Annotated in this window: 21 protein-coding genes; 2 read left to right on the top strand and 19 right to left on the bottom strand. The window is 57.3% G+C overall.

Annotated elements, in window-relative coordinates:
* Nucleotide 1 precedes the first annotated feature (1 nt).
* The 11 genes from HMPREF3053_RS04190 to dapB form a co-directional block, all read right to left on the bottom strand.
* Nucleotides 2–829, bottom strand: coding sequence for a PspA/IM30 family protein (locus HMPREF3053_RS04190; protein ID WP_070601528.1), 828 nt, complete (start codon nucleotides 827–829; stop codon nucleotides 2–4).
* A 140-nt stretch (nucleotides 830–969) separates the two neighbouring features.
* Nucleotides 970–1,332 (bottom strand): helix-turn-helix domain-containing protein, encoded by a 363-nt coding sequence (locus tag HMPREF3053_RS04185; RefSeq protein ID WP_370523079.1) that lies wholly within the window; start codon nucleotides 1,330–1,332, stop codon nucleotides 970–972.
* Between the two features lie 123 nt (nucleotides 1,333–1,455).
* Nucleotides 1,456–1,998: a CinA family protein gene (locus HMPREF3053_RS04180; RefSeq protein WP_070767354.1), complete on the bottom strand. Its 543-nt coding sequence runs from the start codon at nucleotides 1,996–1,998 to the stop codon at nucleotides 1,456–1,458.
* 24 nt (nucleotides 1,999–2,022) lie between these two features.
* Complete coding sequence (pgsA, locus tag HMPREF3053_RS04175; protein WP_069358740.1) at nucleotides 2,023–2,589, bottom strand: CDP-diacylglycerol--glycerol-3-phosphate 3-phosphatidyltransferase; 567 nt, start codon at nucleotides 2,587–2,589, stop codon at nucleotides 2,023–2,025.
* Nucleotides 2,590–2,620: 31 nt separating this feature from the next.
* A complete protein-coding gene (locus tag HMPREF3053_RS04170; RefSeq protein ID WP_070767353.1) occupies nucleotides 2,621–3,754 on the bottom strand; it encodes a TerC family protein in 1,134 nt (377 codons plus the stop codon).
* A 235-nt stretch (nucleotides 3,755–3,989) separates the two neighbouring features.
* A complete protein-coding gene (locus tag HMPREF3053_RS04165) occupies nucleotides 3,990–7,289 on the bottom strand; it encodes a DNA translocase FtsK (RefSeq protein ID WP_070767352.1) in 3,300 nt (1,099 codons plus the stop codon).
* A 105-nt stretch (nucleotides 7,290–7,394) separates the two neighbouring features.
* Entirely contained in the window at nucleotides 7,395–8,012 is a 618-nt protein-coding gene (locus HMPREF3053_RS04160; protein ID WP_070429436.1) for a TIGR03085 family metal-binding protein, read from the bottom strand.
* Nucleotides 8,013–8,101: 89 nt separating this feature from the next.
* Nucleotides 8,102–10,183 (bottom strand): ribonuclease J, encoded by a 2,082-nt coding sequence (locus HMPREF3053_RS04155; RefSeq protein WP_070429435.1) that lies wholly within the window; start codon nucleotides 10,181–10,183, stop codon nucleotides 8,102–8,104.
* Nucleotides 10,183–11,088, bottom strand: a complete 906-nt coding sequence (gene dapA, locus HMPREF3053_RS04150; protein WP_069358743.1) for a 4-hydroxy-tetrahydrodipicolinate synthase — start codon at nucleotides 11,086–11,088, stop codon at nucleotides 10,183–10,185. The genes HMPREF3053_RS04155 and dapA overlap by 1 nt, the downstream gene beginning before the upstream one ends.
* A 58-nt stretch (nucleotides 11,089–11,146) precedes the next feature.
* Entirely contained in the window at nucleotides 11,147–11,899 is a 753-nt protein-coding gene (gene thyX, locus HMPREF3053_RS04145) for an FAD-dependent thymidylate synthase (protein ID WP_070429434.1), read from the bottom strand.
* Between the two features lie 20 nt (nucleotides 11,900–11,919).
* Nucleotides 11,920–12,702 carry a 4-hydroxy-tetrahydrodipicolinate reductase gene (dapB, locus tag HMPREF3053_RS04140; RefSeq protein ID WP_210400040.1) on the bottom strand — a complete coding sequence of 261 codons (783 nt, stop codon included), beginning with the start codon at nucleotides 12,700–12,702 and terminating at the stop codon, nucleotides 11,920–11,922.
* Between the two features lie 236 nt (nucleotides 12,703–12,938).
* On the opposite strand from dapB, the gene HMPREF3053_RS04135 reads away from it, so the two are divergent.
* Nucleotides 12,939–14,327 (top strand): DHA2 family efflux MFS transporter permease subunit, encoded by a 1,389-nt coding sequence (locus tag HMPREF3053_RS04135; protein ID WP_246819369.1) that lies wholly within the window; start codon nucleotides 12,939–12,941, stop codon nucleotides 14,325–14,327.
* Between the two features lie 79 nt (nucleotides 14,328–14,406).
* On the opposite strand, the gene HMPREF3053_RS04130 is transcribed toward HMPREF3053_RS04135, so the two are convergent.
* The 3 genes from HMPREF3053_RS04130 to HMPREF3053_RS04120 form a co-directional block, all read right to left on the bottom strand.
* Entirely contained in the window at nucleotides 14,407–16,674 is a 2,268-nt protein-coding gene (locus HMPREF3053_RS04130) for a polyribonucleotide nucleotidyltransferase (RefSeq protein ID WP_048733516.1), read from the bottom strand.
* A gap of 508 nt (nucleotides 16,675–17,182) precedes the next feature.
* Complete coding sequence (gene rpsO / locus HMPREF3053_RS04125) at nucleotides 17,183–17,452, bottom strand: 30S ribosomal protein S15 (protein ID WP_070767315.1); 270 nt, start codon at nucleotides 17,450–17,452, stop codon at nucleotides 17,183–17,185.
* Between the two features lie 141 nt (nucleotides 17,453–17,593).
* Nucleotides 17,594–18,589, bottom strand: coding sequence for a bifunctional riboflavin kinase/FAD synthetase (locus HMPREF3053_RS04120; RefSeq protein WP_070767314.1), 996 nt, complete (start codon nucleotides 18,587–18,589; stop codon nucleotides 17,594–17,596).
* A gap of 64 nt (nucleotides 18,590–18,653) precedes the next feature.
* Between HMPREF3053_RS04120 and truB the strand changes: the two genes are divergently transcribed.
* On the top strand, nucleotides 18,654–19,640 hold the full coding sequence (truB, locus tag HMPREF3053_RS04115; protein ID WP_070767313.1) for a tRNA pseudouridine(55) synthase TruB: 987 nt from the start codon (nucleotides 18,654–18,656) through the stop codon (nucleotides 19,638–19,640).
* A 16-nt stretch (nucleotides 19,641–19,656) separates the two neighbouring features.
* Here truB and HMPREF3053_RS04110 read toward each other — a convergent pair whose 3' ends face one another.
* The 5 genes from HMPREF3053_RS04110 to HMPREF3053_RS04090 all read right to left on the bottom strand — a co-directional run bounded on the left by HMPREF3053_RS04110 (nucleotide 19,657) and on the right by HMPREF3053_RS04090 (nucleotide 24,298).
* Entirely contained in the window at nucleotides 19,657–20,370 is a 714-nt protein-coding gene (locus tag HMPREF3053_RS04110) for a 4'-phosphopantetheinyl transferase family protein (protein ID WP_049170823.1), read from the bottom strand.
* Entirely contained in the window at nucleotides 20,349–21,725 is a 1,377-nt protein-coding gene (locus HMPREF3053_RS04105; protein ID WP_080969546.1) for an MATE family efflux transporter, read from the bottom strand. Before HMPREF3053_RS04105 ends, HMPREF3053_RS04110 begins: the two co-directional genes overlap by 22 nt.
* A gap of 4 nt (nucleotides 21,726–21,729) precedes the next feature.
* Nucleotides 21,730–22,791 carry a DHH family phosphoesterase gene (locus HMPREF3053_RS04100; RefSeq protein ID WP_070767312.1) on the bottom strand — a complete coding sequence of 354 codons (1,062 nt, stop codon included), beginning with the start codon at nucleotides 22,789–22,791 and terminating at the stop codon, nucleotides 21,730–21,732.
* 42 nt (nucleotides 22,792–22,833) lie between these two features.
* Entirely contained in the window at nucleotides 22,834–23,265 is a 432-nt protein-coding gene (gene rbfA / locus HMPREF3053_RS04095; protein ID WP_070767311.1) for a 30S ribosome-binding factor RbfA, read from the bottom strand.
* Nucleotides 23,266–23,626: 361 nt separating this feature from the next.
* Nucleotides 23,627–24,298 carry a hypothetical protein gene (locus HMPREF3053_RS04090; protein ID WP_083317218.1) on the bottom strand — a complete coding sequence of 224 codons (672 nt, stop codon included), beginning with the start codon at nucleotides 24,296–24,298 and terminating at the stop codon, nucleotides 23,627–23,629.
* Nucleotides 24,299–24,353: the final 55 nt, after the last annotated feature.

Genomic DNA, 24,353 nt, shown 5'->3' with positions numbered 1-24,353 from the left:
ATTAGTTTCCCTCACGCAGCTGGCGCATGCGCTCAGCGACTGCAGGATCAACGCTGGAGGCGGCGTTACCCTCAATGGACTTCTGAGCCTCGCCACCAGAGAGCTCGTTGCCGCCGTTCATTTCTGCGCGAATCTGCTCCAGGCGAGTGTGCCCAGCAAGCTGAACGCCTGCGGCCTCTACCTCAGCCATACGCCCCTGAACGGAGTTCTGAGCCAGCTCAGCTTGGCCAAGAGCGTTAGCGTAACGACGCTCAATCTTGTCACGAACCTGATCCAGGTTAGGGGTAGAACCCGAAGAAATCTGATTCATCGACTGCAGGGACTCGGAGACCTTTTCCTGCATCTTTGCTTGTTCCAGCTGGCTGAGGAGCTTTGCGCGCTCCGCGACCTTCTGCTGCAGCTGCATGGAATTACGCTCTACGGCCTTCTTAGCCTGAGCTGCCTGCTGCAGCGACTGGTCGTGCAGAGCCTTCAAATCTTCTACCGACTGCTCAGCAGTAACCAACTGAGCTGCAAAAGCCTCAGCTGCGTTCTCGTACTCAGTAGCCTTGGCAGTATCCCCTTCAGCACGAGCCTTGTCGGCGAGCTGCAATGCCTGGCGAGTGTTACCCTGCAGTTTCTCAATCTCAGCGAGCTGGCGGTTAAGACGCATTTCCAGCTGGCGCTGATTACCAATCACCGCCGCTGCCTGCTGCGATAGTTCCTGGTGCTGCCGCTGGGCATCCTCGATAGCCTGTTGAATCTGAACCTTCGGATCAGCGTTTTCCTCAATCTTGGAATCAAAAGCGGCCATCAAGTAATTCCATAGCTTTACAAATGGATTAGCCATAGCGTTCCATACACCTTTCTAAATGCAACTACCGCAACACAGGTCTGTGCTTATCGCGCACCCAATCTTAACTAATGCCGAGCTTCTTCGGGTGCTAAGTGCCGGAGCAATGGAATAAACTTCTACCGGCGCAACCATTTTTACATCGCTGCCAATTCAGGGCTCGCCGAGTGCAGAGCCATCGCTGTAGCCGCTTCCATCATCAAATCCGACACGGTCACTCCGAGCGCCGCGCATACCGACGCCAGCAGCTCAGATGAAACTTCTTTGCGGCCGCGCTCAAGCTCAGACAGATATCCAGGGCTAATAGCCGCATTTTCAGAAAGCTCACGCAGCGTCTGTCCACTACGCGAACGGATATCACGCAGGGTCTCTCCCAGCGCCTCTCGCAGCAGAGGCTCCCGGGAATCCTCCCGGTCCGCCAAATCCTGTGCAGTTAACTTTGCAACTGATCCTGGCTGCCCCGCTACGGCCACCTTCGCAGACTGCGCTGTGGCATCCATCGAAGCCGCCAAAGCAGCAGCGCTATCTACCTCTGGGTAGTGAATGGTCATAAGTGCAGTATTGTTGGTCATCACTTTCTCTAACGTTTTAGAGGGCCGACCTGTTCCCAATTTTCAAAAATTCTACTCACTGTCGAGCTTCTGCATCAACAGTTCTAACGCCAATACCACCGCTTGACGACGAATCTCCGCGCGCGTGCCTTCTCCATTCACCGGTAATCTAACAGCGGTTACCCCGTCGAGATACAAAGCTCCCGGTGGCTTCAGGCCACACCAGACTTCACCTACTGGGTGCCCATCCTGCATCGCTGGACCAGCAACGCCAGTTAGCGAAATCCCCCAGTCCGCCACTGCTCTATTCGCCGCTCCAAGTGCCATATACCTGGCCGTCAATTCGGACACCGGGCCATAAGTGGCCAATACATCCTTCGGCACGTCGGCAAGCAACGCCTTCGTGTCAGTGGCGTAGGTAACCACACCACCGCGCAGAACGGCGGAGGCTCCCGGTACGGAGGCGACGGTGGCGCAGAGAAGACCTGCGGTGAGCGATTCGGCAGCTGCGAAAGTCTCGCCACGAGCCGTAAGCTTTTGGACGAGTTGAAGCGAAACGCCATCGACACCGTTAGCGTTTTCGTCGCTCTGGGCGAGGCGTTCGACTGTGTTCACAGCTTTACCCTCCACTTAATTTCTCTACGAGACCTTTCGCGCATCCACAATGTACTGGATACCAGTACCGACGGTGACGACAATGGCGGCAATCATCACAATCCAGGACGGCCAGAACAACCAGTCCACTGGCATCAGGAAGAGCCCCACTGCTACAGACTGCAGAACCGTCTTTATCTTGCCGCCCCGAGAAGCCGGAACAACACGCCCCTGACGCAGTGCGAACATACGCCAGATGGTGATGCCACCTTCGCGAATCACGATGATGACAGTCACCCACCACGGCAGAATGTCGATGATGTTCATACCAATCAGCGCAGCCAGCATCAGAGCCTTATCGGCAATCGGATCGGCAATCTTGCCAAAGTCGGTAATGAGGTTACGGCTACGTGCGAGGTGCCCGTCCAACTTGTCAGTCGCCATCAGAAGCGCGAATACGACAAACGACCACCAGCGCCAATTGGTGGCTTCGCCGCCCTCCTGAAGAAGTACCCACAGGAACACCGGTACTCCGAGGATGCGAAGCACGGTCAGGAAATTTGGCAAGTTCCAGTTGGAAACACGGCTTGTATCAGCACTTGGAGCAGTCACAGTTGTTACCTTATCTCACAATCGTGTTCGATTAACGCCCAGGCTCGTTCTTACCGGTGTGTGAACCGTTAGTTTCGCTGCCGGCCGACGCTGACCCCTCACTGACAGAAGTAGAGGAAGCGTGAGAGCCGAGGCCATCGCGGCTTCCATCATCATCGTGGTGAACACGCGGAAAGGCAATCGCACCCATGTTTTCATCACGCTTGATCTTGAGCCACGATGCCAGGACAGTCACCACCAGAACGATGACGATGACCGCCAGCGACGCCCAGGTCGATACTTCAGGCACCGACACGTTCTCACCGCTGTTGATAAACGGCAGGTTGTTTTCATGCAGTGCGTGCAACAGCAACTTCACACCAATAAAGGCAAGGATGACACCCAGGCCATAAGCCAGGTACACCAAGCGATCCAGCAGACCGTTGAGCAGGAAGTACATCTGTCGCAAACCCATGAGAGCAAGGGCATTTGCAGTAAAGACAATATATGCCTCATCCGTCAGGCCGTAGATAGCCGGGATAGAGTCAAACGCAAACATCACATCGATAAAACCGATGGACACCAGCGCGATGGCAAGTGGAGTCAAGTAACGCTTGCCGTTTTCCTTAACGGTCAGCTTGTCCTTGTTGTAATGGTCCGAAATTGGGACGATTCGACGCAGCCATTGAATCAGCTTCATATCCGACGGATCGGGTTCCGGCTTATCGACGGCTTCGTCGTACACCGTCTTGATAGCCGTGTAAATCAGGAAGATTGCAAACAGGTAGAAAACGTCAGACCACTTGGCAATAACTGCCGCACCAGCCCAAATGAACAGGCCTCTGAATACCAGCGCCATCGCAATACCGAACAGCAAAACCTTTTGTTGGTACTGGCGCGGAATCTTGAATGCGCCGATGATGAGTGCAAAGACAAATAGATTGTCTACGCTGAGCGCCTTTTCGGTGATATAGCCCGATAGAAACTCAATGCCTCGGTGGTGATCCCATAACAACCACACCATTCCGCCGAAAATTAATGCCAAGACTACGTAGAAAGCGGTCCAGATGCCGGCTTCCTTCATAGTTGGGTTATGCGGCGTGCGAACGTGTGCATAGAAGTCAAAGGCGATAAAACCCATGACGACCACAATGGTGATAATCCATACCAATGCGGGGACATGCATATTAAAAAAGACCTCCGGTCGTGCGAACATGAACCGGAGGTCTCTCCTGCTTCTGCCATAGTGGCAAAAGTGACGGCACCGGGATTCGATGTGCGCAAGACGAGTCTGTGCGTCCAATCCGTGCTGACGATAACCGTCACGGGCTAGCGGAAAACATCCACTTTTACCGGGGATACTCCCCTCCACGTGTGCCGACTATACACGCAATCAGAAACGGCGGTAAGGCTGGGTCGTCCTACGCCATAGACTGATTCGGATCAGCGTCGACTACGTTTACTTCTTCCTTAGGAGCATCCTCCGGGTTTGCGCCCTTGATCATCCACTTAATGGTTTCGAGCTCCTCTGGTTTGACCAGCACCTCACGTGCCTTAGATCCCTCTGACGGTCCAACCACTCCGCGAGTTTCCATCAGATCCATCAGTCGACCGGCCTTGGCGAAACCGACTCGCATCTTGCGCTGCAACATCGAGGTCGACCCGTGCTGTGCGGTGACCACCAGCTCGACTGCCTGAAGCAAATCTTCCAGGTCATCTCCGATATCGGGGTCAATGTTGCGCTCAGCCTCAGCGCTCTTATCCTCCGTGACACCCTCGGTGTAATCCGGCTCGGCCTGCGCCTTAGCTGCATCGACTACTGCCTGAATCTCTTCGTCTGTGACGAAGGCCCCCTGAAGACGTCGCGGCTTGCCTGCACCCTGTGGGATGAACAGGCCATCGCCCATACCAATGAGCTTTTCAGCACCGCCCTGGTCAAGAATGACGCGGGAGTCCGTGAGCGACGAGGTAGCGAATGCCAGTCTCGATGGCACGTTCGTCTTAATCAAGCCGGTGACCACATCCACAGACGGACGCTGCGTAGCCAGCACCAAGTGGATACCGGCAGCACGGGCCTTTTGCGTGATGCGCACAATCGCATCTTCGATATCGCGGGGTGCGGTCATCATCAGGTCTGCCAACTCGTCAACGACACAGACAATGTACGGGTACGGACGGTACTCGCGCTCCGAGCCAAGTGGGGTCGTAATCTCACCGGACTTGACCTTACGGTTGAAGTCCTTGATGTGACGGACGCGGGCGGCCTTCATGTCCATGTAGCGCTGTTCCATCTCTTCAACCAGCCACTGCAGAGCCGCCGCGGCCTTCTTCGGCTGAGTGATGATTGGCGTAATCAGGTGAGGAATCCCCTCATATGGAGTCAGCTCGACCATCTTCGGGTCCACCAGAATCAGGCGGACATCCTCCGGGGTCGCACGAGTCAGCAGCGAAACCAACATCGAGTTTACGAACGCGGACTTACCCGAACCGGTCGAACCGGCAACGAGAAGGTGTGGCATTTTCTGGATGGAGTGCGAGATAAACTCGCCCTCAATATCCTTACCGAGACCGATCAGCATCGGGTCATCGTTCGCAACGGTCTTGGGCGCGTTGAGTACGTCGGCAAGCCGAACCATCTCACGGTCGTTGTTCGGCACCTCGATACCAACGGCCGACTTTCCCGGAATCGGAGTCAGTAAGCGGACATTGTCGGTCGCTACCGCGTAGGCAATGTTGGACTGCAGGTTCGTGATCTTCGAGACCTTCACGCCCGGGCCAAGCTCGACCTCGTAGCGAGTCACCGTCGGACCGCGAGAGAAACCAGTCACCGCAGCATCGACCTTGAATTCTGCGAATACTTCAGTAATCGCCTCAATCATGCGGTCGTTCGTCGCCGTACGTGTCTTGGGACGCTCACCTGGAATCAACAAATTAGTCGATGGCAGGTGGTAGTCAGATTCCGGCGTGCGTGCCGACGAACCGGAAGTACCCTCGGCATCCTTTTCCAATTCAGACTTCGGAGTTGTGGCCGGAATCTTAGACGCATCGATACCAGAACGAGCGGCAATGGCATCCATTGTGCGGCGGGTAGCCTCAGACACTGCATCCCGCGAATCATCGACAGACGACTCGCCCTGCGGCGCGCTCGCCGGCTCTACGACCTCAGGTTGAACAGCGGGCTGTTTCGGCGCTCGGGAATCGGAAACACGATTCCGTTCGCTGTTACTAGCTGCAGCAGCCTCCTGCGTCGGGTACTCGGAGTACTCGTCATAATCCTCGTCGACAGCGTGGTAGTTCGTGCCCCCGACAGCTGGAATAGTCGATTCTGTCTCAGCGGTGTCGCGATGTACTGCATCCGACTGAGTTTCCTCCACGTACTCAGCTGCCGGAAACGCCGGCTCCACCGGGGAAACTCGATTGGAGTGCGGTGCCCCATTCCGGACATCGAACACTGTGGTCTTTGCCGAATCGTAGTCGACATCCTCAACCTGACGGGCACGTCGCGGAGCCTGTCGGTTCCTCTGCGGCTCTTCGTCCAAAAGATCGTAGAGGTTACCGTCAGTATCCGGTTCGTCGTAAGGCGCAGGTTCGGGTGCGGACCTACGGCTATCCGCGCCACGACGAGGCGCTCGGTAAGCAGGGCGACCGGTCGAACGAGACGAGGAATGTTGCGTGCGGCTGCTGTGGCTTGGGCGACGCTCAATTAGCTGCGTCGGCTGGTCAAAGTCCTCATCGGCATATGCGGTATCGGAATCCCAGCTCGCACGACGTTCCAGCATGTCATCGACATTGCCGTAGGGATCGTCCGATTCCGGCTCGTCGCCGGCACGACGCGAAGACCACTCGGAAAAGTTGAAGTATTCCTTAGTGGCATCGATAAGCTGGCGCACCGTCGCGCCAGAGAGCACCAAAGCGCCGTAAAAAACGATACCCAGCAACAAAACCACGGCGACCCACGAGGTAAACCCGGCTGCTAGCGGCGAACCGATATAACCACCAATTGCGCCACCAGCTGCACGTCGCCCCTGCCAGTCCGCAGGACGACCCGAGCCGATATGCACAATTGCGAGCAGCCCCACCACGATCAGCGAAGCTCCAGTGATGGTAGGTGTCAGACGTTCACGGCGCGGCATAGCATCCAGCATCATTAATACGGAAACAACACCGAGCAGCACCGGAAGTACAAAAGCGCCGATACCAATGAGCGTGCGCACTGCCGTTTCAATGAACTCCCCCACTGGCCCTGCCAGGTGGAACCATGTCGAGCCAGCGAGCACAATCGCCAACGCCAGCACGAGTAGTGCGAGGCCATCCTTCGATCCCGGTTCGCCACCCTCATCGAAGTCTGAGTCGAACTCGTCAGCTGGCACGGAGGAGGCCGGTGCCGGCGGTTCAATTACATCGTCATAGCCGCTAGCTGCTTTACGACGCTTCCTACGGGGCTTCGTCGAAAAATCGGCGTCACTTTCGCGCCGCGACATATTCTCCTCTTCATCTCGCTTATTTTTGCGACCGCCTACCCGACGGGCAAGACCGGCCACGCCGCGGGCAGTTTCAGTCCAGGCGCTGGCCAAGCTATTGCCCACGAACGACATAGCGCTAGGAGTGCGCTCGAATTCCTCCGTGGCACTGTGCACGGGGTATCGCCGCGTGGCATCTGTCTCCGCAGAGCGGGAAGATCCACGACGATTGTCAGTTCTGGTTCGGCTGGTCGCAGACATGACCATAACCTTACAGCTAACACCGGATCGTTTTCACATTAGTCACACGCGTGTCATTGTTTAACAGGCGGGCTGCCACGACTGTCCAGAACTGAGAACGTGATCTTAAAGGCTGTTGCGCTTGATGCCCGATTCGTCGCCGTCGATGGTGACGCGTACCTCGTCACGGCCATAGAGCCACAACACCAGTTCCCCGACGCTTCCGCGGACAGTCACAACCGGAGCACCCTTAGCACTGTTGTCGATTAGGGTCACCGCAACCCCGTCGTCGCGCATTAGCACCACGGTCGAGGTCGAACCGCGCAACATCATACGGCCAGCAGTAGTGACCAGGCGCCACAGGTCTGAAACTCCGGAGGGTGGCAGCTGACGAACGGTCCAACCTTCCTGGGCACGACGGACGTCCTCGTGGTGAACGAAGTTCTCCGCAGTGTTGACATAGCGGTCTGCCCAGTTCATTGGATTCCATCGCGGAGCACCACTGCCCCACTTCCCCACCACTTCGACGTAGGGCATTCGATTGACCTCAGCGGTAACAGCAACGAGGCGTTCCGAAAGCGCCTTGACGAACATCCCGCCAGCGGCATCCAGACGGTTTTCGCGAATGTAAAGGTGGTTGGCCAAATCCCGGGTTGTCCAGCCCTCGCACAAGGTCGGTGCGTCGGGGCCGACGCTGAGCAGTAGATTAGCTAGGTCTTCACGTTCCCGTTCAGCAAAAGTCATAGCTCCAGACTAGACCAGGCACGGAGAAGCCCGCATCCACACGGCTTTAGGTGGATGCGGGCTCTTACGCTAAACGACGCTCTAGAAACTTAGATGCTTTCGCGCGACTCCTTGATTTCCTCATCGGTGACCTCTTCGGCTGCCTCTGAGGACATCGGCACGATGGTCGGAACAACCATCGGACTGCGACGCCATTTCTGGTTAATGACGCGCTCGGTGCGGCGACGAACTTCCTGAGCCATACGGTATGGATTGTTCTCGCCACTGCCAGCCAGGTCAAAGAGAGTATCGTCAACGACCTGCTCGACGGTTGCGAGCACTTCCTTGGCGTCGTCCGAGTAACCGCGAGCCTGAGCCCGCGGCTTCTCCAACGGACGACCAGTGCGGTTATCGATGACGGCTGTGACGGTGATAAGACCACCTTCACGCATTTCAGCACGGTCTGCCAGCACGTCAGCGTCGACGTCACCCATGGTGACGCCATCAACGTAGAGGTTACCGACCGGAACCTGGCCAACTACACGAGCGCGGCCGTCAACGAGGTCGACAACCACACCGTTCTGAGCGAGGACAACGTTTTCTGGCTTCACGCCAGTGGACACAGCCAGTTCCTTGTTGGCACGAATGTGGCGCCACTCACCGTGAATTGGCATGACATTCGACGGACGGGCTGCGTTGTAGAGGAACAGCAGCTCGCCAGCAAACCCGTGACCGGAGGTGTGAACCTTGGCATCCTTGCCAGTGATAACCGTGGCACCAATCTGGGCCAACATGTTGATAACGCCGAAGACCGCCTCTTCGTTACCCGGTACCAGCGAAGAACTGAGGATAATCAGGTCGCCATCACGGACGGTAATCTGACGGTGCTCACGACGGGCCATGCGAGACAGCGCAGCCATTGGCTCACCCTGCGTACCGGTAGTCACCAGCACGACCTTGTGGGGCGCCATGCGAGCGGCCTCGTTCATCTCCACGATGGTGTTCTCTGGCGCGGTCAGCAGACCCAACTCCTGCGCGATACGCATGTTGCGAATCATGGAGCGGCCGTTGAACGCGACCTTTCGTCCAGCCTTGACAGCTGCATCGATAACAGCCTGAACGCGGTAGACATTCGACGCGAAAGCCGCAACGATAACGCGCTGCTTTGCGTCCATAATCAGACGACGCAGGGTCGGAGCCAACTCCGCCTCGGAACCGGAGAAGCCCGGGATTGTGGCGTTGGTGGACTCACACAAGAAGAGGTCGATTCCCTCATCACCGTAGCGGCTCAGCGCCGGCAGGTCAGTCGGCTTTCCGTCCGGCGGGGTCTGGTCCATCTTCACGTCACCGGTGTGGACAACCATGCCAGCTCCGGTCTTAATGACGATGCCAAGGCACTCCGGAATCGAGTGGTTGACGTTGAAGAAACGCAGATCGAACGGACCACGCTGAATGTGGCTGGTGTCGTTGACCTCGATGACCTTCGGGCGCTGACGGTGCTCCTGTGTCTTGGCCTGAATCAGTGCCAAGGTAAAGCGGGAAGCAATAATCGGGATGTCCGCGCGCTGCTTGAGCAACCAAGGGATAGCACCGATGTGATCCTCGTGACCGTGGGTGACCACGAGAGCTTCCACGCGATCCCACTTGTCTTCCATGTAGGAGAAGTCAGGCAGAATCAGGTCAACACCCGGCTCATCCGAGCTCGGGAACAGCACGCCACAGTCGACGATAATCAGTCGGTTTTTGTACTCCAACACGGTCATATTGCGACCGATTTCGGAAATACCACCCAGCGCGACCACACGCAGACCGTCCTTGGGGGCCTTCGGCGGCGCGGGCAGACGTTGCGTCAAGTCTGCACCCTGCATCGACTGCACTACGTTACGACGGTTGCCGCCACGCCCGCCACGGCCACCCCGCGAATTATTTCCGCGGTTACCGCCACGGCCACCGCGACCACCACGAGAACCGCGGTTGGAAGAATTCGACGAACCTTGGGACTTCTTAGCGTTGCCGGCGTTCTTACGATCACCGGAACGCTGCGAGGACTTCGAGCCGTTCGAGTTAGCTCGACCTTTGTCGGAGCCCTTGGATGCAGAGTTCTTGGACTGCTCTGCTGCAGCCACGTCAGACTCGGAAGGCGGACCGGCCTTACGAGTTACCTTGCGGGCGCGATTGCGTCCTTCAGCCACTACAGAACACCTGCCTTCCGCATAGCTTCTTCAAGCACCTCAAGCTGCTGGTCATTTGCTGCAATTTGCGGCAAGCGTGGATCTCCTATCTCAATGCCCTGCAGACGCAGAGCGGACTTAGCAAAACTTACACCGCCAAGTGCAGCCTGAGCGGCAAACAGCGGAGTCATCTTCGCGTGGGCTGCCTGCGCACCAGCAAGGTCACCCTTGTCAAAACAAGAGCGCACCTCGGCCAGCAGCTGCGGGGCTGCATGTCCAATAACGGAAATGAACCCGGTGGCGCCAATCGACAGCCACGGAAGGTTCAGCACATCGTCACCGGAGTACCACGCCAAATCAGTATTAGCGATAATGCCGGCGGCAGCTCCCAAGTCTCCCTTGGCGTCCTTAACAGCCTGGATTCTCGGGTGCTCCGCCAACCGGTAAATGGTATCAACTTCAATCGGAATAACCGAACGGGGCGGAATGTCATACAGGCACACCGGAGCCTCGGTTGCGTCGGCCACCGCCGTAAAGTGGCGGTACAGGCCCTCCTGGGACGGCTTGGAATAATACGGCGTGACGACGAGCAGCGCATCCGCGCCCGCTTCCACAGAAGCCTTTGCCAGCTCAATAGACTCGGCCGTGTCATTGGTACCGGCACCGGCCACAAGCTTGACCTTATCGCCCATCTCTGCGCGGACAGCTCGGAGAAGCTCAAGCTTTTCCTCAACGGTCGTAGTAGGCGACTCGCCAGTAGTACCGGCCAGAATGAGTGCATCGCAGCCGCCGTCTACAAGGTGCCCAGCGAGCTGCACACCTGCCTTGACATCGAGGCTTCCGTCCTTATCAAAAGGGGTCACCATAGCTACGGCGACAGTGCCGAAAATGTCAGCACCGCGAGTTGACGCAATTCCTGTGCTCATTGTTGACTACCTTTTCTTAAAAATCTCAATCGACTATATCTTCACACTGTACGTGCGATTACCCCTCGAAGGCGTAAGGACTCGACGCGACGACCGACCCATCCTTCAGAGTGTTGATCTCAAAATCCCCAAAAGCAACAGGAGCGCAGCGCTGCAGCTCCCGCAGACATGCCACTGCCAACTCCCGAATTTCAGCATCGGCATGCTCGGTCGCACGCATCGAAATGAAGTGGCGCCAAGACCGGAAATTACCAGTAACCACGATTCGAGTTTCGGTGGCATTGGGCAAAACCGCCCGGGCTGCCTGGCGTGCCTGCTTTCGCCGCAAGATAGCGTTGGGCTCATCGGCCCACTTCTCTTCCAGTGCGTCTAATAACTCACCATAGGCGAAACGGGACTGATCAACCGCGCTTTCGAAAACTCGCAACAGATCCGGGTCCTCCGCAATTGCGGGAGGAACTACAACATTGTTGGAACTGGTCGGCACAAACCGCTGCGACAACTGCGAAAAGGAAAAGTGACGGTGCCGTGTGAGTTCATGTGCACACGAGCGCGACAGCCCACGGACATAGATGCTTGCACTTGCGTGTTCAAAAAGTGAGGTGTGGCCTACCTCGAGCACATGCCGCAGATAGCCCCTATTGGTCGCTGTCCGTGGATTGGGCTTGTCCCACGTTTCATAACAAGCCCGGCCAGAGAACTCAATTAATGCTTCCCCACCGTCGGCATCGGTATCAAAGTCGATGTCCTCAGGTGGGAAGAAATTGGTCGAGGCAATCAGTTGCGCCTTGAGAGTGACGTTTTCAGACATTTTCAGTGAACTCCTGGCAATTACAGTCCCAGGAACGGCTCCAGTCCCACAGTCAGGCCCGGAAAATCCTCAATTTTACGCACGCCCAGCAGCACACCCGGCACAAAGCTGGTGCGCGAGTAGGAGTCCTGCTTGATGGTGAGCGACTGTCCTTCAGTGCCGAAGATAACGGTCTCGTGAGCCACCGAACCGGTCATGCGTACTGCGTGTACCGGAATGCCCTCGACATCGGCGCCGCGAGCACCATCCAGAGTCTGCTCAGTGGCATCGGGCTGCTCCCCCATGCCTGCTTCCTTGCGAGCACGGGCAATAGCCTCAGCAGTGTGGATAGCGGTGCCCGAGGGGGCATCCTTTTTAAAAGGATGGTGCATTTCGATAACTTCAGCGGACTCGAAGTACGGAGCGGCTAGCTCTGCCATCTTCATGGTCAATACTGCGGAGATTGCGAAGTTCGGTGCAACAAGGACATTGGCGGCACCGTCGGCGTCGTCAAGCCAGCGCTGCACCTGATCGAGGCGCTCCTTGGTAAAGCCCGTGGTACCCACGACGGCGTTGATGCCATTCTTAATACAGAACTCAAGATTGCCCATCACAGCGTCGGGCTGAGTAAAGTCAACAATGGTCTGCACACCAGCCGTGACAAGTTCATTCAGGTCATCGCCCGAGTCGAGACCCGCTGCCAGCTCCAAATCGTCGGCGGCTTCAACTGCCTCGCAGATGGTGGACCCTACCTTACCCTTGGCGCCAAGTACGCCGACCTTGATATTGCTCACAGCTCTCTTGTCCTTTCCCAACGGGTTCATCTCTATCCCTTACCTTAGAATGTGTTGGGCAACTTGTGTGCCAATGCCCCCGTCGGCTTTGCCGTTTTGTCGGCTTACGATGGGGATTTTCTTGCGCTAAGCCGCAACATCTTAGAAAATTACTTATTTCAGTACCTATATCTAGAAAGTGACTTCTCTTGGTTTCTGAATCTGAAGATTCCGAATTGAGCCCAAGTTCGGAAGCAGCACAGGCCAAAGCGCCGAAAAACGCTTACATGGCCATTTATGTGCTACTAGCTGCGGCATTTATGGCTATCTTGAACGAGACGGTCATGAGTGTCGCAATTCCCGTCGTTAAGGCGGACCTTAACATCAGCGCAGCGACTGCCGGATGGCTGACAACGTCATTCCTGCTGACCATGGCTGTTGTCATTCCGGTCACTGGATTTCTCATTGCCTCAGTGCGCTTCCGCACTCTTTTCGCGATCAGCCAGGGGCTATTTGTCGTAGGCACTCTCATCGGTGCCTTCGCGCCAGGTTTTGCAATCCTGCTGCTCGCACGCGTTGTTCAAGCCTCCGGCACCGCAGTGTTGCTGCCACTACTGATGACCACGGTTCTCAATGTGGTACCGGAACATGAGCGCGGTCGCATGATGGGACGCATGAGCATAGTCATCGCCGTCGCACCTGCTATCGGCCCAACTGTCTCCGGTTTAATTCTGGAGATTGCAAACAACAATTGGCATGCGCTCTTCGACACGATGCTGCCGCTCGGCCTGATTGTGCTCGTGGTCGGCGTCATCCTCGTGCCCAACATCGAGGAAAACTCCGCCAAGCCCATCGATATTCTCTCGGTGTTCCTCAGCGCAGGCGCATTCGGTCCGCTCGTGTATGCGCTCAGCCGTGTGGGTGCCGAATTTTCGCTTATCGACGGAATCCTCTGCGCAGCCGGAATCGTGCTACTGGTGCTCTTCATCATGCGTCAGCGCCGCTTGGCACCACGAAACCGAGCTCTGCTGGACCTTCGGACCTTCCGCACCAAGAGCTTCACACTGTCCACAACCATCCTGACTTTCGGCTTTATGCTGATGTTCGGTGTGATCATCATTCTGCCGCTCTACCTCAACCTGCGCGGTGTTGATGTCAAAACCATTGGACTAATTGTGATGCCCGGCCCGCTGATTATGGGGCTTATGGGTCCGGCTGTTGGCCGCCTTTTCGACACCTACGGTCCGCGTCCGCTGGCAATCCCTGGTTCTATTATTCTCGCCCTCGGTCTCTTCGGGCTCGGCTTTATCTCGGCGTCCACTCCGCTGTGGTGGATTGTCGCCTGCCACATCGTCTTTGAGATTGGCTTGGGGCTGCTGTTTACTCCACTGTTCACATTCGGCCTTGGCGATCTTCCCAAGAACCTCTACCCGGATGGCTCAGCGATCCTGAACACGCTGCAGCAGGTTGCAGGCGCGGTTGGTACTGCACTTTTTGTCGCGCTGTCGACTGTCATTGCCGCGGGTCTTTCCGGCGCTGGTGCAGCAGCTCCTGCAACCGACGACCTGATTCGTGGCTATAGCATTGCGATGTTTACCGCCGCGGGTCTTGGCGTGGTGCTGATCTTCCTGACCACACTGCTCAAGCCGCAGCGGAAGAAGATCGCATTGCAGTAGTTCTCGCTTTGAGCGAAACAAAAAGCGCCTAGGCGCAGTGCCTAGCCGCTTTTGTCTACTTACTGTCTACGACAGGCGGTTAGTCGTCCTCGACCGGAACCAGCGAGATCTTGCCGCGGTTGTCGATATCAGCGATTTCGACCTGAATCTTGTCGCCGACATTGATAACATCCTCAACCTTCTCGATGCGCTTGTCGCCACCGAGCTTGGAGATGTGAATCAGACCGTCACGGCCCGGAGTCAGGGAAACGAAAGCACCGAAAGCGACAGTCTTCACGACAGTGCCCAGGTAGCGCTCGCCGACCTTCGGCAGCTGCGGGTTAGCAATCGCATTAATCTGCTCAATTGCAGCGTCCGCAGCCTTACCGGAAGTTGCCGAGACAAATACGGTGCCGTCGTCCTCGATGGAGATATCAGCACCGGTTTCCTCGGTGATGCCGTTGATTGTCTTGCCCTTCGGGCCGATGAGCTCACCGATCTTGGACGCTGGAACCTTAACGGTGGTGATCTTCGGAGCGAGACCGCTCATCTCGTCCGGAGACTCGATGACCTCAGCCATGGTGGAGAGGATGGCCAGACGTGCGTCACGAGCCTGGGACAGGGCATCGGCCAGAACCTTCGACGGAATACCGTCGAGCTTAGTGTCCAGCTGCAGTGCGGTAATGAAGTCAGCAGTACCAGCGACCTTGAAGTCCATGTCACCGAATGCGTCTTCGGCACCGAGGATATCGGTCAGCGCGACGAAGCGGTTCTCACCGTCAACCTCGCCGGAAACCAGGCCCATGGCGATACCGGCAACCGGGGCCTTCAGCGGCACACCGGCGTTGTACAGCGACAGAGTCGAAGCACAGACCGAGCCCATGGAAGTCGAACCATTGGATCCAAGAGCCTCGGAGACCTGGCGAATGGTGTACGGGAACTCCTCGCGGGACGGCACGACCGGCAGCAGAGCACGCTCAGCCAGTGCTCCGTGACCAATCTCGCGGCGCTTCGGAGAGCCAACACGACCGGTCTCGCCGGTGGAGTACGGCGGGAAGTTGTAGTGGTGGATGTAGCGCTTGGAGGTAACAGGAGTCAGCGAGTCAATCTGCTGCTCCATCTTCAGCATATCCAAAGTGGTGACACCCAGAATCTGGGTCTCGCCGCGCTCAAACAGCGAAGAGCCGTGGGCACGCGGAATCAGACCGACCTCAACGCCCAGGTCACGAATGTCGGTGACACCGCGACCATCGATGCGGAAGCCCTCAGCCAGAATCTTCTCACGGACAATCTGCTTCATCACTGCGTTGTATGCAGCGCGAATCTGCTTAGATGCAGCTTGCTCGTCGACATCATCGGATACGAAGCGCTCCAGCAGCTGCCCCTCGACGTCCTCCATGTACTCATTGGTGGCGTCATCTCGTTCCTGCTTACCCGGAATGGTGAGCAGCTTGGCCAGCTTCTTAGCGGACTTCTTCTCGACTGCGTTAAAAATCTCATCGCTGTATGCCGGGAACAGCGGGAACTCCTGCGTTTCCTTCGCTGCGCGCTCAGCCAGACCCTTCTGTGCCTCACACAGAACCTTGATGTGCGGCTTTGCTGCCTCGAGGCCAGCGGCGACGATGTCCTCGGTCGGCGCCGGTGCACCGTCAGCAATACGCTTGACGACGGTCTCCCCTGCTCCGGCCTCCACCATCATGATGGCGACATCTTCGACGTTCTTGCCGCGACGCTTGCGGGTGACGATACGGCCAGCGACGACCATCTCGAACAGAGCCTGCTCGTGCTGCTCCTCGGTCGGGAAAGCGACCCATGCACCCTCTGGGTGCTTGTCATCAGCAACAAGCGCGATGCGGACGCCACCGACAGCGCCGGAGACCGGCAGCCCGGAAAGCTGAGTTGCAGCTGACGCGCCGTTGATTGCGACAACGTCGTAACGGTCCTTCGGATCCCAGGACATGACGGTGACAACAACCTGTACCTCGTTGCGCAGGCCCTTGACGAAGGTCGGACGCAGCGGACGGTCAATCAGACGACATGCCAGGATGGCATCGGTAGACGGGCGGCCCTCACGGCGGAAGAACGAACCCGGAATCTTGCCCGCAGCGTACATACGCTCTTCAACGTCGACGGTCAGCGGGAAGAAATCAAAGCCCTCGCGGGGCTGGTTGGAAGCGGTGACGGTGGACAGGAGCATGGTCTCCTCGTCCAAGTAGGTGGTCACCGAACCATCGGCCTGACGAGCCAGCTGGCCCGTTTCAAAGCGAATGGTGCGGGTGCCGAAATCACCATTGTCGATGGTGGCAACGGCCTCGGTAATACCGAAATCCTCATCAAAGAAAAATTCAACAGCCTTGCTGTTGGCCATAGGTTTCTTACTCCTAGAAATAGCGGCGATCATCGATGTCGCCTGTAAAAGATCGAATGAACTTCGTTTGCGTCACGCATTCTACCAGCTAACGCGGAAAGTTCTCGTATTGGACGGATCGGAGATCTCTCACTGCATCTGGGTTCTTGCACCTACGCGGGGTTCTAGGAGTTTGCGGGGCGGGGGGCACTTATCGATGACTTTTCTTGACTCATCGATGGTTTACCGTGTCTTATCGACGAATTACCGTGTCTTATCGATGGTGCCCCGGCACTTATGCGCACGCTTTCGATCAGCCCCTCCACCTGTCGATGAGGTATTCACTTGTGGCCACGCTACAGCGCATCGATGAGTGAATACCACAACGACAAGTGATCAAAAAAAAGACCCGCCGTGAGCTTCCATCCAATGGAAACCCAAACGGCGAGTCTAAAAAGCTTAAAAGCCTTGAATTAACAGAGCAACTTACACCAATGAAGCTCTGACAAACAGGACCTTAAGGAGAACCTTAGCGACGCAGACCAAGGCGCTCGATCAGCTTACGGTAGCGCTCAACGTCGTTGTCCTGCAGGTACTGCAGCAGGCCCTTGCGGCGACCGACCAGCAGCAGCAGACCACGACGGGAGTGGTGATCGTGCTTGTGGAACTTCAGGTGCTCGGTCAGCTGACGAATACGAGCGGTCAGCAGTGCAATCTGAGCCTCCGGGGAACCGGTGTCGGTCTCGTGCAGGCCGAACTCCTTGAGGATCTCAGCCTTTTCTGCAGTGCTCAAAGCCATGTAAATCTAACTCCTTGAATCAAATTATGGTCGTTTTTTCAGTCCACATTCTCGGCTTTCCCGGAACCAAACAGCTTTTGGCAGCTGATTCCTCGCAACTGCTTGTGGACCGCAGTCACAGCCAGCGTTTTACTTTAACAGCTAATCGGTCTTTGCCAAAATGGCCTCGGTGTCTACTACGTCCTGGTTCATCCGGTCAATGAGCTCCTCGACCGAGTCGAACTTCTCCATTCCGCGAATCCGATCGACAAACTCAACCTGCCCGGCGGCGCCGTAGAGGTCCGCGTGACGGTCAATCACGTAGGCCTCGACCGTTCGATCAGTGTCTCCAAAGGTCACATTAGTGCCCACCGACACGGCTGCTGGGTAGCGCACCCCAAACTCGATATCGCCCTTCGGGTCCGGCTCCGGGCGGGCTGCCGTCGGCTGAGCCGTAAACCATGCCGCGTAGACACCATCAGCCGGGACTGCCAAGCCCTCGGCGAAGTCAATATTGGCGGTCGGAAAGCCCAGCTGCGCTCCCCCACGCCCCTGACCGGGAATAACGTCACCATCGACACGGTAGAAGTACCCGAGACACGAGGCGGCTGCGGACACCGCTCCGTCGGCAAGCAAACCGCGAATACGTGTCGACGAAACACGTTCGGTCGAGTCCGCGGCAGTGACGTCGAGGAGGTCGACGATGGTGACGTCGACCCCACACTTACGGCCGTGCTCCGGCATAGTCTCGGCGGTACCTGCGGCCTTCTGCCCATAGGTGAAGTTCTGGCCAACGAAGACGGCCTGTGCATTCAGTTTGTCGCGGACAACGGTGCGTACAAAATCTTCAGCGGGGATACTGGAGAAGTTCTTGTCGAAAGGCACGACGAGCATGGCATCGATTCCCTCCGCCTCTGCCAGCTCGGCACGACGGGAAACGGTGGACAGCGCCGGCGGCACCTTATCCGGGGCAAACAGCGCTACGGGATTGGGGTCGAAAGTCATCAACAGCGATTTCACGCCACGAGCGCGAGCGTCACTGACCGCAGCAGCTATCAGGCGCTTATGCCCAAGATGAATACCATCGAACACTCCGATGGTTACGACCGTGTCCCCCAGGTCTTCGGGTGCATTGTCCAAGCCATACCAAATCTCCACAAAGAGCCAGTGTAACTGGTCACCGTTTAACACACCGCATATAGCGCAACATAGGATTGCGTCTATGACCGACTTCGATCCGATTGCAGACTCCGGCATTGTTATCGTCGACAAGCCCCAAGACTGGACAAGCCACGATGTAGTGGGCAAACTCCGTCGCATCTTCCGCACCAAGAAGGTCGGCCACTCCGGTACCCTCGACCCAATGGCCACCGGTGTGCTCGTCCTCGGCATCGGCCGCGGCACCCGTTTCCTGCCACATGTCCACGCCGACACGAAGTCCTACCAAGCCACCATTCGACTCGGCGCTGCCACGCTTACCGACGACGCCGAAGGCGAGTTGCTCTCCGAATCCTCGGCGGCATCGGTGACTGATGAAATGGTTCGAGCGGAAATTGCGAAGTTCACCGGCACAATCATGCAAAAACCCGCGGCGGTATCAGCGGTGAAGATTGACGGTGTCCGCGCCTACGAGCGCATCCGCCGTGGTGAGAAGGTCGATATCCCTGCGCGCCCAGTGACGATCACCCGCTATGAGGTTCTGGACATCCGCCACGACTCCGATCCTTCGCGCCCCGGGGAGTGCATCGATATCGACGTGGAGGTCGACTGCTCTGCCGGCACTTTCATCCGCGCCCTAGCTCGTGACTTGGGGGATGCACTGAGAGTCGGTGGTCATCTCACTGCTCTGCGGCGTACTGCCGCCGGCGTTTTCACTATTGATGAGGCGTTGACTATCGACGAGCTCACGGCGAAGGCCGAGCAGTTCGACACCGCCCATCCAGAAATTGCGGAGATGCGACGCCCAGTCCCGGAGCGCGCCGCTTCCTTGCTGCCGATGAGTCTGGACGAGGCCTGCCTGCGTTGCTTTGATACCCGCGAAATTACTGAACAGCAGGCGGCTGATTTGGCTCAGGGCAAGTGGCTGGAGCCGATCGGAAAACCTGGAGTCTATGCGGCGGTGTCACCAACGGGAAAGGTTCCGGCGCTGCTCACAGAATCTGGCAAACGGGCTAAGACGGTCTTCGTGGTGCGCCCGGCCACGCTGTGACTACCTCTCAAGGATTTTAAGACTGCTCGAGCCACACCGCGGTTGCAACGATGCCTGCACCGCGAGCCCAGAAGCCTTTTACTCCGCAGAAGGCGTCGGGAATCTCACGGTGAAACGTTAGCTGTAAAGGTCCGCCTGTGAGTCCTCGGGAAAAACCTCGCGCTGCTATCCGTTTCTTTCGCAGTTGGACGGAGACTTCGTCGAAGTCTAGCCACTGCCCGACTATCGGCTCCCAGAGTTTGTACATTGATTCCTTGGCGCTAAATTGCACCAGCGGGTCAAGGCGTGCTTCGTCAGTGCGCAAGACTGCCTCGATGATTCCTAACTCTAGAGTCTGCTCGACCTCGACATCGATGCCAATCCCCTGCAGCTGTTCAGCGCTCGCGGACACGGCTGCCACGGCCCCGTCGCAATGGCTAATTGACCCCACGACTCCTCGCGGCCACAGCGGCGCTCCGGTGGTCGACATGCCAATCCCATGTGGGGCAGGCTCTCCTAGCCGTTGCACCGCCTCATGCGCAGCGAGGCGCCCTCGGGTGAAATCACGGATTCGAACAGGTGCTGCACTATCAGACAGCCTCAACTCAGCGCTACGGAGCTGCTGCAATTCCGCATCACTAAACGGACGCTCGGCATTGGAGTCAATAACTAGCCGGCTACCGGCGGGCAAATGCCTGGCCAGATACTCCTGGACGTCGGCAAGCACACTCATGCGCTGATGCCGTACCATTTCTCTCCACGGAAACGGGTAGCGACAAAGATTAGTCGCAGAATCATGAAGGCCAAGAGACCGCACCACACGCCGGTCAGCCCCCAGCCAAATGCCTGCGCCAGCCAGACCGGTGGGAGGAATCCGCACAGGACCGCGCTAACGGTGGCGTTACGGAGGAAGGCTGCGTCGCCGGCGCCGAGCAACACGCCATCGAGCGCGAAGACGACACCGCCGATAGGAATCATTGCGACAAGAATCCACCATGGTCCGGCGGTGACTGCGTCAATCACGCCTGTTGCGTCGGTAAAAATGCGGACGATGCTGGCATTACCTACTGCGAAAACAGCCGCTAGGCCGAGGGCAATGACGCTTGACCAGACCGTCACGCGCTTGCCAGTCCAGCGGGCAACGGCCGTGGAGCTACCGCCCAACGCTGCACCGACGAGCGTCTGTGCAGCAATCGCTAGCGAGTCGAGCACCAACGAAATCAGGTTCCACAGTTGCAGCATGACCTGGTGCCCACCGAGCGTGGTCGGCCCAACGCGGCCAGCAACCGCTGCGGCGGAGAGGAACGCTACCTGGAAGGACAAGGAGCGAACGATGAGATCGCGGCCGAGGACCAGCTGGCTTTTGATAATGGCGCCATTCGGGCGCATGGAAAGCTTGCGGCTAGAGCACTCTTTGAAAAGACTGCGGAGGAACAGTCCGCCGGTAATCAATTCGCCGAAGAGAACGGCCAGCGCAGAGCCCTCGAGGCCGAAGGCGCGGACCAGCGGCACAATCACAATGGCGGCCGGAACAAGGCCTGAGAGCACAAATAGCAGCGGCGCGCGGGTGTTTTGGATACCGCGCAACCAACCATTTCCAGCCTGCGCAATCAACGTCAGCGGAATGGCGAAGGCAGCAACTCGCAACCACTGCCCGGCATCATGAGCGACCTCCGGATGAGGAGCTAACCAACCGGTAAATACTGGTGCCAACCCCACGATGATGGCAAAGAGGCTAAGGCCCACAAAGATGGCGACCCACGTCGCTTGCAATCCCTCTTCAACCGCCTCGTCCACGTTGCCCCTGCCAAAGGCTCGCGCTGATCGGGCGGTCGTGCCGTAAGCCAAGAAAGTGAGCTGCGTAGTTACCACGGAAAATACCGTCGAACCAGCGGCAAGCGCCGCAAGCTGGACAGCTCCAAGCCGACCAATGACAGCCGTATCCAGCAGCACATAGAGTGCGGGCGCGGCAAGAACACCCAACGCTGGCAGCGCCAGCGAAACGATTGCGCGAAGGCTGACATCTGACTTCGCACTGTGCCCGGTTCGCTCTATGCCAGTTTGCTCAATCTCAGTGCGCTCCTGAGTTTCTCGCGAGTCCGACAATCCCCTAGGCCTCGCTCGTGCCTCGGCGTGCCTGGGCTGCGACATCGCTGGTGTCCAGGATGGCCTGCAGCAGCTCATCCTTGCTGCACTCCCGAGTCAGACCGGCGGCACGCTCGTGGCCACCGCCGCCAATTTCCAGGGCGACCTGGGAGACATCGACAAGCTCGCGAGAACGCAGCGAGACGGCCCACTGGTTTGGCTCATACTCCTTAAGCACGGCACAGACGTCGGCCGCATTAGTCGTACGCACAATGTCCACGACCGATTCAATCTCATCGTGGCCAACTTCGGCGGTCTGGTCGTGCTCAATGACGACGTGGATTAGGCCAGCGCCGTCGCCCCACTCGGGCACCAATGTCGCGGTGGAAAGCACCTTGCCCAGGAATGGAAGGTAGGCAAACGGATGTTCTTCCAGCAGCTGTGCACCAATCGTGCGCGGATTGAGCCCCGTATCCAGCAGGCGCGCCGCTGCAGTGTGCATGCGGGAATGGCCGAACTGGAACGATGCGGTGTCCGTCAACAGCCCTGCATAGAGAGCATGAGCCATCGGCGTGGTCAGCTTGATACCCCAGACACCAAAGAAGTCCAGGAGCACCATGGTCGAGGACTCTGCGCGTTCGTCAACCATGTTGACGGACCCAAAGCGAGTGTTGGTCGCGTGATGGTCAACATTGATAACGCGGTCGGAGGCCATCACGCGATCTTCCAGCGCACCGAGGCGCCCCGGGCTTGCGCAGTCGACAGTCACCCACGTGTCAATGTCTTCATCCAAGTCCGTGTACTCGACAAATCGCTCCCATCCGGGGATGGTCAACAGCGACTTGGCTGGCAAATCGCTCTCACCGTAGCTGGCTACAGCCGAAATGCCACGCTGTACAAGTGCCATGACCATCGCAGATGCAGCACCAATCGCATCCGCATCGGGGTGAACATGGGCAATGACGCCGACCTTCTTGGCGTCGGCAAGCATATCCTGCATCTGCTGAATCGGCTTGGACATGCGGCGATTAATCGCCTGGGAAAGCTGGTGAGCTGCCTGCTCCTGAGCCTGCGGAGAAGTGGTCACGTGGGTGCCCCTTTCATCGATAGATGTGGCCGGTGGAGAGTTTTACTCCTCGTCGCGGTATGGGTTGGCATCGCCTGCGGGCTTTGCGTTTCTAGCCTGCTCAGCCAATTCCGCGTCGCGCGCGCGAGTCTTATCGAGCAGCTCCTCAAGGTGCGCGGAAATCTCCGGCACCGTGTCAACCTCAAAAGCCAGCGTCGGTGTGTAGCGCACACCGGTGCCACGACCGACCAGGGAACGTAGCTGCCCCTTCGCCTTTTCCAGCACTGCTGCTGCCGACTCGTAGTCCGGTTCCTCGTCGAGCGTACGTCCGCGCACAGTGTAGAAAACTGTGGCGTCGTGCAAATCGCCGGTGACGCGGCAGTCGGTGATAGTCACAAACTCCAGCCGCCGGTCCTTAATCTCACGCTCAATTGCGCTGGCGACAATCTCCTGAATACGCTTGGACAGCCTGCGCGCGCGTGCTGGATCTGCCATTTTTGGCTACTCCCTATCTATCTCTACCTGTGCGTAACGATTCGTAGCTAGACCCCATTTAGCGTGGGGCCTGAAGTGCCCCTTCGCTGACAAAGACCCATTTGGGATCCGGCAAAACGGTTCAATACAAAGGACTGCTAATACTAACACGCAAAACACTACTCAACTTCGAACCGCATGTTTCGCGACTTCGCCCGCACCCGTTTACCGAGTGCAGTCAATTGCTTCGCCGCACGCTCGCCCTTTGTTATTAACCCATTAATCATCACGACAACACTGCCACCACCATCGATGTCATCGACGGCATGGGGAGTCGCTACTACGGAATTGCGCAGCTGAAACGCAGCCTACCCGTACGCTCTTAACGGCGCTCCACGAAGTTGTACATCGGTAACCCATTAACATGGGAGCAGTCAGGCAGTGAATCCATCACACTATCCTGCAATGGTGTTTCTCCCTCGATGCCGAAAATCCATTTAACCGCAGCATTACCTAGCTCCAGCGGATGGAAAAGGTAACTTACCTCACCATTTTTATCCTTGGGCGCCACACTGCCATGGGTTTGTTCCCATTCAGCCACATCCGTCGGATGTAGTACCTCGACGTGTTCACCGTTAGCGAACGGTACCTCAAAATCCAACAGTCGTCCAGAGCTGAAAAACCGCTGCATGTCAAAATCATAGTCTTCGCAGCTTGCTTCTAATTCCCTGGTAGGAGTCTTATAGTGGCAGAAATCGACAACACTATTGATGCACAGTGACCAACTTTCGCGAGGATCGTTCGCCAACGCTGGGTCCTCAATAAGGTCGTATACGTCGTCGGTCCCGAAAAGCAGCGTTGGCCCAAACGCTACCGCGTGGAAGTACCAATTATGACCATCCTCAATGGTTTCTTCGGAATCAAAGGCGAATTTCCCTGGCCAAATCTTGTCCAATTGCGCAAGAGTCTCCTCTGCGCTCGCAGGAGGATAATTCAAAATATTCGTTCGCGGCAGTTCATCTGAGAGTGCAAAGAGATTAGTTTTGAAGCCCATAACGAACACGATACGCAAAAAGGGTTAAGTGACAAAAAGTGTGTCTGATTTTCAG

Source organism: Corynebacterium sp. HMSC064E07, from assembly GCF_001815745.1.
Classification (GTDB): domain Bacteria; phylum Actinomycetota; class Actinomycetes; order Mycobacteriales; family Mycobacteriaceae; genus Corynebacterium; species Corynebacterium jeikeium_D.
Note: the sequence above shows the minus strand (reverse complement) of the source record. Positions and strands in the feature narration are given on the sequence as shown.